Source organism: Actinacidiphila sp. bgisy167 (genome assembly GCF_057707665.1).
The window spans coordinates 70,929-81,029 of sequence record NZ_JBYIQP010000026.1; the positions used below are offsets into that span (position 1 = coordinate 70,929).

The following is a 10,101-nucleotide window of genomic DNA, read 5'->3' on the forward strand; positions in this document are numbered from 1 at the left end:
TACCGATTTTGGCCTCGAGAATGCGCTCCGTGCCGCATTGTGCGCCTGTGATGAGCGGTTTCCGGCCACCTCAGGCGCGTGGAGAGGCGAGGGTCACGATCGTGATGTCCGAGGGCGCGCCCACCCGGACGGGCGGACCCCAGGCGCCCGCGCCGCGGGTGACGTACAACCGGGTGTCGCCGTACGCCTCCAGACCGGCCACCGTGGGATTGGCCAGTTCCGCGAGGTAGTTGCCGGGCCACAGCTGCCCGCCGTGGGTGTGCCCGGACAACTGCAGGTCGACGTTGTACCGGACGGCCTCGTGGATCATCACCGGCTGGTGGGCGAGGAGCACGACCGCTCGCGAGGGGTCCCGGTCGCCGAGCGCCTTGGCGTGGTCGGGGGCGTGGTCGTGGTCCGCGCCGCTGATGTCGTTGACACCGGCCAGGTCGAAGCCGGCGAGTTCGGTGCGGGCGTTCTCCAGCGGGTGGACACCGAGGTCGCGCACGAAGTCGATCCAGGGCGCGGCCCCGGAGAAGTACTCGTGGTTGCCGGTGACGAAGTAGCTCCCGTCCCGCGCCCGGAGCCGGGCCAGTGGCTCGGCCGCAGGACCCAGGTCCGGCACCGAGCCGTCGACCAGGTCGCCGACGATGGCGACGAGGTCCGGGCGGGCCCCGTTGATCGTCTCCACGATCCGCTGGGTGTGCGCCTTGCCGAGGATCGGGCCGATGTGGATGTCGCTCACCACGGCGATCCGGTAGCCGTCGGCGCTCGCGGGGAGCTTGGCGAGAGGCACGGTGACGTGCTTCAGGCGCGGCCCGCGCAGCACGCCGTACGTGCCCTGGCCGACCGTCACCCCCGCGGCCACGGCCGCGGCCGCACCGACCGTACGGGCGACGAACAGCCGCCTTGTCGGCCCGGCGGAGGCCGGTACCGGCGGCGGCCCCGACGATGCAGCGGGGGCCGCCGTGGTTGCGGTGGCTGCGGTGGTTGCCGCAGTCGCCGCAGTCGCTGCGACCTGCTGGACCGGCCCGGCGGACGCGGCGGGCGGGGCAGGCTCGGCGGCCCGCGCGTCCCGGGACCGCTCCCGGGACGCCAGCGCCCGCCGCAGCAGCGGCCGTACGGCCTCGCCGGCCAGCGTCGCGAGCGTCAGGTAGAGCAGCACCGCCAGCCACAGGAAGCCCGGCCAGGCCAGCCACCGCGCCGCCGACAGCGGCAGCGCCCGCCCGCCGGCCAGCGCGCCCAGGCTCAGCAGCGGCAGGACGACCGCCAGGACCGTCCCCGTCCGCCGCCACCAGCCGCCCGGCACGGACACGTCGCGGACCAGCCGGCGCCACAGGTAGTAGTGCACGGCGGCGAATAAGGCGAGGACGACCGCGACGGCGGCGAACGCGACTATCACCGGGCCGCCCTCAGGGCCCTCAGACCGCGGACGCCGATGACGCCGACCGCGGTGCCGAGCACCAGCGAGGTGACGGCCAGCGCCAGGTGCACCCAGAAGTACCCGGTGGGCGAGCCGTGGTCACCGCCCTCGAAGGCGAGCCCGCTGGCGTCCTTCCACAGGTTCTTGACGAACGTCGTCCACACGATCCAGCTCCACACCCCGAAGGCGGTCAGGAACCAGGACACAGGGCGGCTGAGCTTCATGCGTCCAGTATGCGGGCCGCCGCGCGGTCTCCTCGGGCAGGGTCGCCCCGCGCGACGTCCGTCGCGGGCAACGGCTCAGGACGCCCGTGGGCAGCGCCCGGTTGCACGGCGCGGACGTGGGATCGGTCACGGCCCCGATCGGCCCTCCACGCCTGCCGCGGCACCGGAACGGCCTGTAACTTCTCATCGTGCCGAACTCCTCCCACCACACCATGCGCCGTTCCGCCCTGGTTCTGTCCGCTCTCGCACTCGTCGGCGGTGCGGCCCTGACCACCGCTCCGGTCGCGCACGCGAAGCCCTCCTCCCCGTCCGCCACACCGACGCCGCCCGCGCGGATGTCGAGGATCGGCGGGGACCGGCTGGGACAGCCCGGCACCCAGGTCAGTCTGCTGCCCGGGGCTCCCGCCCTGCCCGGGAACATCACCTCGCGCTCGTGGATCGTCTCCGACGCCGAGACCGGGCAGGTGCTCGCCGCCCACAACGCCCACTGGAAGCTGGCCCCCGCCAGCACGCTCAAGATGCTGTTCGCGGACACCCTTCTGCCGAAGCTGGACCCGTCGCGGACGTACAAGGTGCGGCCGTCCGACCTGGACGGCGTCGGCGCGGGCAGCAGCGTCGTCGGCGTCAAGGAGAACCTCACCTACACCGTCCGCGACCTGTGGCTCGGGGTCTTCCTCCAGTCCGGGAACGACGCCGTCCACGTCCTGTCCGCCATGAACGGCGGCGTGGACGCGACCGTCCTGGAGATGCAGCGCAAGGCGGCCGAACTGCAGGCGGAGGACACCACCGTGATCTCCCCCGACGGCTACGACATGCCCGGCCAGGTCTCCTCGGCGTACGACCTGACGCTCTTCGCGCGCTCCGGACTGCAGAACGCGGACTTCCGCGAGTACTGCTCCACCGTGCGGGCGAAGTTCCCCGGCAAGTGGAAGACGGTCAAGGGGAAGAAGGGCGAGAAGGCCGCCAAGAAGCGCGAGACCTTCGAGATACAGAACACCAACCGGCTGCTCACCGGCGACTACGACATCCCGACCTACAACGGCATCGCGGGTGTGAAGAACGGCTACACCTCCAAGGCCGGCAACACCTTCACCGGAGTCGCGCAGCGCGGCGACCGCACGCTGCTGGTGACCGTCATGCACCCCGGCGCGGGGCACAACATGGCCTACAAGGAGGCGGCGAAGCTGTTCGACTGGGGCTTCGAGGCGGAGGGCGTGGTCACTCCCGTCGGCACCCTGGTGCCGCCGAAGTCCGCCGTCGTCTCCTCCCCCGCACCCTCCGCCTCGCCCTCCGCCTCCTCCGGCAAGACAGCCCGCCGGCACGTGGCCGCGCCCGCCTCCTCAGGAGGCGGCGGCGGTGCGTGGACGGCCGCCGCGCTCGCCGGTGGCTCGGTGCTGGCCGTCGCCGCCCTGGCCTACCTCGTACGGCGCCGCTGGCCGCTGCCGCAGCAGCCGGCGACGGCCGTCATCCCCGCCCCGGCCAAGCCCGGCGACGACACGTCCGCGAAGCCCAAGGGCGCGGTGAAACCCGGCGGTAAGAAGACGGAAGCCGAAGCGCAGGCGCGGACGGAAGATGCGGCCGCGTCGAAGGTGACGGCGGCCGGGAAGGCCGCGGAGCAGAAGAGCGCCGGGGGGAAGGCCGCGGAGAAGGAGAACACCGCCGAGGAAGGCGCCGGGCGAGAGGACCGGGCCACGGCGGACCGCACGGCCTGAACGCCGGGCCGCACGGCCTGAGCTGTGCGGGCCGCCCGGTCCACACGCCGCGGGCCGCCCGGTCCGACCGCCGGGCCGCACAGCTGACCGCCGGGCCGCGCGGCCTGATCCGCACCGTCCCACTCCACCGTCCGGCGCCAACCCCGCGACGCGACGGGGCCGGTGGCTCCCCGCCGCCGACCCCGTCGCGTCTTGCCATGCGCACATGCCCCCGGCGGGGGCGCTTGACGGCGCGCGTGCGGCTCGTGCGCCCACCCCGCTGCGACCGCCCCCTGCCGCACGGGCGGCCCGGCCGGTACCCAGGTACCAGGGAACCGCTAGGGGAAGGGAGCGTGCCATGGGCACGTTGTCGGTCATCGGGCTCGTCCTGGGCCTCGTCGCGGTCGCCTACTGCGTGCGCTCGGCCTTCCTGGCCAAGACCCCGGCCGGTCGCGTCGGCTGGATCATCGCCGCCCCGGCGGCCGTGCTCGCCGGGGTCTACCTGGTGGGGTACATCCTGGTCACCGCCCTGGTGCTGGCCGCCGTGTGGTTCACCGCGGCGCACTTCCTTCGCTGAGGCACACGGAACGGCGCGCGGTCGGCCCTCGGCCGTCGGGGCGCACCGCGCCTCGTCCCGAGCAGCGCGGCAGGGCAGGGCGGTTCGGGAAGGCGGCGGAGACCGCAATGCCGCGGAGGCTGGAGGACGGACTGCAACGTGACGGGGGTGCCGATGCGCGCGGCGGCCGCGGCAGGTGAATGCTGAGGTTCTGGAGCCGGTTGGAGTCGGGGATGTAGGGGATGCCCTTGGCGGCTATGACCGGGATGCGACGACCGAGATGCGGGCTCGCCACCTCGGCGGGCTGCCAGCGGGCCTGCCTGGCGTCCTGGGCCCGGTGAAGTCTGCGCGGATCGACAGCGTGCGCCTACCCCCGGCCAGAGATCCGTGTGCCGGGGTCGCTGAGCTCGATGATGGTGCCGACGTTGTCGGTGACGAAGGCGATGCGCTGGCCGGTTGCCGGTATCTCCATGGGGCCGCCGATCAGCGGCACATCGAGTTCGAGCAGCCGGGACAGCGCCCCGTCGAGATCTGCTACGGCCAGGCAGAAGTGGTGTAGGCGCGACGTGCGCATGCTCGTGAGGATGTTGTCGGTCGGCGCCGCGCCCCGGTTCGACGCGCCAGCGAGGAGCTCGATCTTGACGTCGCCTGCGGTGAGGAAGACGAACGTCGTGCCATGAGACTCAAACTTTCGTTCTACAGCGAAGCCGAGGTTGCGCGCATACCACGCGATGGTGGCGTCGAGGTCCTCTGGCGTAACGGTGATGCCCACGTGGTCGTGGGAGAACGTCAAGGTCATGTCGACAAGAATCATCGGTCGCCGGGCCGGCAACCAGAGAGAGGAATTCGGTGGGAAAACCATTACCACCTTCGGGGTGGCGCCCGGTGCGACAATCCGTCTCATGACCGCTGACGTCGCGAAACTCGGACCGATGCTGCGCACCTGGCGCAGCCGTGTCGCGCCGGACACGGCGGGACTGCCCAGCCGCCATAGGCGCCGGGTCACGGGACTGCGCCGGGAGGACCTTGCCGAGCTCGCGGGGATCTCGGTCGATTATGTGGTCCGCCTGGAGCAGGGACGCCATGTGACCCCGTCGGCGCAGGTGACCGCGGCGCTGGCACGCGCCCTGCAGCTCACCGACGCCGAGCGGGACCATCTCTACCGGCTGGCCGGGCTTGCCCCTCCGGCCGGCGGGGAGATCTCTGACCACATCCCGCCCCGCCTGCACCGCATGCTGAACCGGCTCGGCGACTCCGCAGCCGCCGTGTTCGCCGCGGACTGGCAGCTCATCTGGTGGAACCGTTGCTGGGCGGCGCTGCTGGGTGACCCGTCCTCAACGCCGTCGCCACTGCGCAACTTCGCTCGCGACACCTTCCCGGCCGACGGGGCCGCCCCCTGCCTGTCGCACTGGCCGGTGACCTCGCTCAGCCAGCCGGAGGTCGAGGCTTCCGTCGTGTCCGACCTGCGCCGCGCCACGGGACGGTTCCCGGACAGCGAGCGCCTGGCCGGCCTGATCCGGGACCTCACGACGGTCAGCCCACGCTTCGCCGAACTGTGGGCCTCCGGCGTGGTCGGCGCACACCGGGAAGACCACAAGATCGTCCAGCACCCGGCGACCGGGCCAATCTCAGTGGACTGCGACGTCCTGACCGACGGCGACGCGGAACGCAAGATCGTCGTTCTCACCGCAGCCCCCGACACCAAGGACGAAACCAAGCTCCGCCTGGCGGTGGTATCGGGCATTTCCAGCTCCGCTCACGCCTGAGCGGAACAACCCGGTGATCAGGTTGCATGCGCGCGCTGTGATCGTTGATCAGGACGGTTGCAAGGGCCGACGCCCTCGAAGCCTCCGGCTCGACCTGGCCAGGCAGGGTACCTGGCCGACCGCGCGGGCCTTCTGACGCCCGAAGTCAAGCGCTCTCGGGCCGTGTGTGCCCCGCCTCGCCCGGCCGGCCCTCACGGGCGCCGGCGTGCTCCGCACGGTGCGGGGTGGCCGTCCAGGCCGCGCAGAACAGCAGGAGCTTCGCCGTGAAGTTGATCCACAGCAGCAGCGCGATGGGCACGCCGAAGGCGCCGTACACGTTCTTGGTGGCCACGCTCTGCAGATAACCGCTGATGAGCAGCTTCAGCACCTCGAAGCCGATCGCGCCGATGAGGCTCGCCACGACGACGTCGCGTCGGCGCGGGGTGACCTGCGGCAGCGCGGTGAGCAGGTAGGCGAGGACAAGCAGATCCACGGCGACGGCGACGCAGAAGCCCGCCACCGACAGCAGGGCCCGCCCGGGACCGTGTTCGTCGAGACCGATGGCGTCGCCGACGCGGCCGACCGCCGTCGCGGCGAGGGTCGAGCACCCGGCGGAGAGCAGCGCCACGACGCCCAGGCCGACCAGGACTCCGAAGTCCTTGAGCTTCTGCAGGAGGAGGTTCTCGGTCTCGTCGTCCCTGTGCCAGACCGCCCTGAGGCAGTCGCGCAGGGAGCCGACCCAGCTGACGCCGGTGAAGACCAGCAGGACGGCCGCGATGGTCCCGACAGTGCCGGCGTTGTCGACGAGTCCGCCGATGTCGAGCCGGTCCGCGATGCCGGGCACCTGCTCGGCCACCTTGTCCTGCAGCTGCCTGAGCTGACGGGGTGACAGCAGGGCCGCGCCGACGGCGGCGGCCACGGTCAGCAGCGGGAAGAGCGCCACGAAGCTGACGAAGGTGATGGCGGCGGCGAGCCGCGCCCAGTGCACGCTCTCCAGGTGTTCGTAGGTGCGCCAGGCGTGGGTGCGCATGAGCCGCGCCATCCACGGTCCGATCACCGGGAGCCGAGTCAGCCAGTCCATACCGCGCGCCTACCCTCCGTCACGACCTGCAGTCTGGTCAGGGAAGCAGGCCGAGGGACATCGCCGTGGTCACCGCCGCCGTGCGGTCGCCCACGTCCAGTTTCACGAACGCGCGCAGCAAGTGGGTCTTCACGGTCGCCTCCGTGATGTGCAGCAGCCGACCGATGTCCGCGTTCGTGTGCCCTCGCGCCACCAGTGACAGTACCTCCACCTCACGGGCCGAGAGCAGCGAAGGCGCGGTACGCCGCCGGGTCTCGCGGGCCGGCCGCGACGCCACCGTCGGGGCCAGCACCGTCTCCCCCCGGGCCGCGTCCCGCACCGCCGAGGCGAGGGCCGAACGGGTGGCGTCCTTCAGCAGGTACCCGGACGCCCCCGCCTCCACGGCACGCAGGATGTCCTCGTCCGTCTCGTACGTCGTCAGCACCACCACGCGCGCCGACGGCAGCCGGGACCGGATCGACGACGTGGCGCCGACCCCGTCGAGGCCCGGCATCCTCAGGTCCATGAGGATGCCGTCCGGCCGCAGCGCCAAGGCGACCGCGACCGCCTCCTCCCCGGAACCCGCCTCGCCGACGACCAGGAGCCCCGACTCGGCCTGGAGCATTCCCCGCAGCCCGTCGCGCACGACGGGGTGGTCGTCGACCAGCAGGACCCTGATCACGAGGACTCCCCGAGCGGCAGCGTGACGGCGACGTCGGTGCCCGCTCCGGGTGCGCCGGACACCGTGCACGAACCGCCCGCGCACTTCGATGGGTGACATACGTCGATGGTCTCGGCCGGACGGACGGCGCGGGTCAGCCGGTCGACGGACATCCGGGCGCCGGGCCGTACATGACGATGCGTCGACCGAGCAGCCGGCCACGTGCGATTCGCCGACTCGCCGACTCGCCGTCTCCCGCCTCGATGTCGCGCAGCGCCGTCGCGCTACTGGGCGGCGGTCGCCGTGAGCGGCGGCGACGGCCCCGGGACGCGGTCCGTGTCGTCCGCGGAAGTGCGCCGGCGGGACACCGTCGGGGCTGCGGCTCGGCCCGGGGGCACCGCCGTGCGGCGCTCATCGGCTGCCGGCTCGCCGAAGGCCACCGCCTCGCCGCTCGAGGGGCTTCGGGCAGGTGCGCTCGGTCCGCGGCGGCCGCGCCGGCGGGCGATCACGTGTGCCCGCCCCGGTCACCCCTGCGGGCCTCCCGCCGGAGCCGTGCTGAGCGGCTCGCACGCACCGGGCTGGTGCGGCACGAGGGGATGCCCGGCGCCGCCGAAGGGGTAGTCGCGCAGACTGCGCCAGACCCCCGCCTCGTCCTGCTCGTACAACGAGAAGCAGCTGACGGTCCAGGTCGCGACGAAGTCCGCGAGTTCCGCCTCTGCGCGGTCCAGCGCCTCGTCGGGGATGCCGTGGCCGATGGTGACGTGCGGGTGGTACGGGAACTGGAGCTCGCGGCGGACCGGGCCGGAGCGGACCCGCTTCTGCAGCTCGTCGCAGTCGGGGCCGCCCTGGACGAGATCGACATAGACGACCGGGGTGACCGGCCGGAAGCTCGCCGTGCCCTCCAGCCGCATGGGGAAGGCGCGGCCGGCGGCGGCGACCTCGGCGAGATGCTCGCGGAAGGCCGGAAGCAGCGCCGGGTCCACCTCGGTCGGCGGCAGCAGCGTGACGTGGGTGGGGATGCAGTACGCCAGCGGGTCTCCGTAGCCGGCACGGCGCTGTTGCAACAGGCTGCCGTAAGGCTCGGGGACCGCGATCGACACGCCGATCATGCGGTTTCCCACGCGTTCACCCCTTCCCCGGGTCGGTGCGCGGCGTCGCACGCACGCATACGACACAACTCCGTCAGTGCCAGTGTGACGCTCGCGCGCCCTGACGCGCGAGCGTCGTCCGTCACACCCCGCACGGGACCTAAGCCCTCCGCAGCCGTGCGCGCCCGGGCGTCCCGAAGCCGGAACGGGCCGTCAGTGCTTGGCCGGCAGGAAGCCGATCCTCTCGTACGCCGTCGCCAGGGTCTCCCCGGCGACGGACCGGGCCTTCTCGGCGCCCTTGGCCAGGACCGAGTCCAGCGTCTCCGGGTCGCCCAGGTACTCCTGGGTGCGCTCGCGGAACGGCGTGACCCACTCGACGAAGACCTCCGCGAGGTCGGTCTTCAGCGCGCCGTAGCCCTTGCCCTCGTACTGCTGCTCGAGTTCCGGGATCGCGGTGCCGGTGAGGGTGGAGTAGATGGTCAGCAGATTGCTGATGCCCGGCTTCTCCTGCTCGTCGTAGCGGATCACGGTGTCGGTGTCGGTGACCGCGCTCTTGATCTTCTTCGCGGAGGCCTTGGGCTCGTCCAAGAGGTTGATCAGGCCCTTGGGGGACGCCGCCGACTTGCTCATCTTCGACAGCGGTTCCTGCAGGTCGTAGATCTTCGCCGTCTCCTTGACGATGTAGGCGTCGGGGACGGTGAAGGTGTCGCCGAAGCGGCCGTTGAAGCGCTCCGCGAGGTCGCGGGTGAGCTCGATGTGCTGGCGCTGGTCCTCGCCGACGGGGACGGCGTTCGCCTGGTACAGCAGGATGTCCGCGACCTGCAGGATCGGGTACGTGAACAGGCCGACGGTGGCCCGATCGGCGCCCTGCTTGGCGGACTTGTCCTTGAACTGCGTCATGCGGGACGCCTCGCCGAAGCCGGTGAGGCAGTTGAACACCCAGCCGAGCTGAGCGTGTTCGGGGACGTGGCTCTGGACGAACAGGGTGCAGCGCTCCGGGTCGAGCCCGGCGGCAAGGAGCTGGGCGGCGGCGAGCCGGGTGTTGGCGCGCAGCTCGGCCGGGTCCTGCGGAACGGTGATCGCGTGGAGGTCGACGACCATGTAGAAGGCGTCGTGGGTCTCCTGCAGGGCCACCCACTGACGGACCGCGCCCAGGTAGTTGCCCAGGTGGAACGAACCTGCGGTGGGCTGGATGCCGGAGAGCACACGGGGACGATCGAGAGCCATGGCACTCATTCTCTCAGGTCCGCGCCGGATCTTGGCCCGGGATGGGAACCCGGGGCGGGGCAGCGGTGTAGAAGGGGTGACGGGGCCGCACGGGGACGGCGCCGGGTGACGGGAGGGGGTCCGCCACGGACGGGGAGGCGGCGTTGATCGCGCGCGTACGCGCCGGTGAGCGGGAGGCGTACGCGGAGCTGGTGCGCCTGCACGCGGACGTATGCCGCCGACGACTACGTGCTGTGGCGTCGCGCGTCCGCGTCCCTCGGCCCGCTGCTCGAAAGGCTCGGCCTGTTCGAGCCGGGCGGGCCGAAGGGGACGGCGGAGCAGCGTGAGAGCCTGGCCGGCGGCGACGGTCCGGCGGAGGGCTGGTGGGCCCTGGCCGGTCTCGCCGCCGGGTCGGGAGCGACGGCGCTCGTATGGCGGTGGCGCCGTGGCACCACCGCCGGCTGATGC

11 protein-coding genes are annotated in these 10,101 nt (G+C 72.2%); 4 read left to right on the forward strand and 7 right to left on the reverse strand.

Features of this window, described 5'->3' with window-relative positions; translation table 11 throughout:
• Nucleotides 1-70 precede the first annotated feature (70 nt).
• Nucleotides 71-1,381: a metallophosphoesterase gene (locus AC3ET4_RS13290; RefSeq protein WP_431948928.1), complete on the reverse strand. Its 1,311-nt coding sequence runs from the start codon at nucleotides 1,379-1,381 to the stop codon at nucleotides 71-73.
• Complete coding sequence (locus AC3ET4_RS13295; protein ID WP_431948929.1) at nucleotides 1,378-1,626, reverse strand: SCO4848 family membrane protein; 249 nt, start codon at nucleotides 1,624-1,626, stop codon at nucleotides 1,378-1,380. Before AC3ET4_RS13295 ends, AC3ET4_RS13290 begins: the two co-directional genes overlap by 4 nt.
• A 212-nt stretch (nucleotides 1,627-1,838) precedes the next feature.
• Between AC3ET4_RS13295 and AC3ET4_RS13300 the strand changes: the two genes are divergently transcribed.
• Nucleotides 1,839-3,338, forward strand: coding sequence for a D-alanyl-D-alanine carboxypeptidase family protein (locus AC3ET4_RS13300; protein WP_488175936.1), 1,500 nt, complete (start codon nucleotides 1,839-1,841; stop codon nucleotides 3,336-3,338).
• A 337-nt stretch (nucleotides 3,339-3,675) separates the two neighbouring features.
• Nucleotides 3,676-3,894 carry a hypothetical protein gene (locus tag AC3ET4_RS13305; RefSeq protein ID WP_431948931.1) on the forward strand — a complete coding sequence of 73 codons (219 nt, stop codon included), beginning with the start codon at nucleotides 3,676-3,678 and terminating at the stop codon, nucleotides 3,892-3,894.
• A 346-nt stretch (nucleotides 3,895-4,240) separates the two neighbouring features.
• On the opposite strand, the gene AC3ET4_RS13310 is transcribed toward AC3ET4_RS13305, so the two are convergent.
• Nucleotides 4,241-4,672, reverse strand: coding sequence for a VOC family protein (locus tag AC3ET4_RS13310; protein WP_431948932.1), 432 nt, complete (start codon nucleotides 4,670-4,672; stop codon nucleotides 4,241-4,243).
• On the opposite strand from AC3ET4_RS13310, the gene AC3ET4_RS13315 reads away from it, so the two are divergent.
• A complete protein-coding gene (locus AC3ET4_RS13315) occupies nucleotides 4,671-5,639 on the forward strand; it encodes a helix-turn-helix transcriptional regulator (RefSeq protein ID WP_488175935.1) in 969 nt (322 codons plus the stop codon). The genes AC3ET4_RS13310 and AC3ET4_RS13315 overlap by 2 nt on opposite strands.
• A 145-nt stretch (nucleotides 5,640-5,784) precedes the next feature.
• On the opposite strand, the gene AC3ET4_RS13320 is transcribed toward AC3ET4_RS13315, so the two are convergent.
• The 4 genes from AC3ET4_RS13320 to trpS all read right to left on the reverse strand — a co-directional run bounded on the left by AC3ET4_RS13320 (nucleotide 5,785) and on the right by trpS (nucleotide 9,654).
• Nucleotides 5,785-6,699 carry a YihY/virulence factor BrkB family protein gene (locus tag AC3ET4_RS13320; RefSeq protein ID WP_431948933.1) on the reverse strand — a complete coding sequence of 305 codons (915 nt, stop codon included), beginning with the start codon at nucleotides 6,697-6,699 and terminating at the stop codon, nucleotides 5,785-5,787.
• Nucleotides 6,700-6,736: 37 nt separating this feature from the next.
• Nucleotides 6,737-7,360, reverse strand: coding sequence for a response regulator (locus tag AC3ET4_RS13325; RefSeq protein WP_431948934.1), 624 nt, complete (start codon nucleotides 7,358-7,360; stop codon nucleotides 6,737-6,739).
• A gap of 503 nt (nucleotides 7,361-7,863) precedes the next feature.
• Nucleotides 7,864-8,460: a 2'-5' RNA ligase family protein gene (locus tag AC3ET4_RS13330; RefSeq protein WP_431948935.1), complete on the reverse strand. Its 597-nt coding sequence runs from the start codon at nucleotides 8,458-8,460 to the stop codon at nucleotides 7,864-7,866.
• 180 nt (nucleotides 8,461-8,640) lie between these two features.
• A complete protein-coding gene (trpS, locus tag AC3ET4_RS13335; RefSeq protein ID WP_431948936.1) occupies nucleotides 8,641-9,654 on the reverse strand; it encodes a tryptophan--tRNA ligase in 1,014 nt (337 codons plus the stop codon).
• A gap of 165 nt (nucleotides 9,655-9,819) precedes the next feature.
• Here trpS and AC3ET4_RS13340 point away from each other — a divergent pair, with 165 nt between their 5' ends.
• Complete coding sequence (locus AC3ET4_RS13340; protein WP_431948937.1) at nucleotides 9,820-10,098, forward strand: hypothetical protein; 279 nt, start codon at nucleotides 9,820-9,822, stop codon at nucleotides 10,096-10,098.
• The last annotated feature ends 3 nt before the right edge of the window (nucleotides 10,099-10,101 follow it).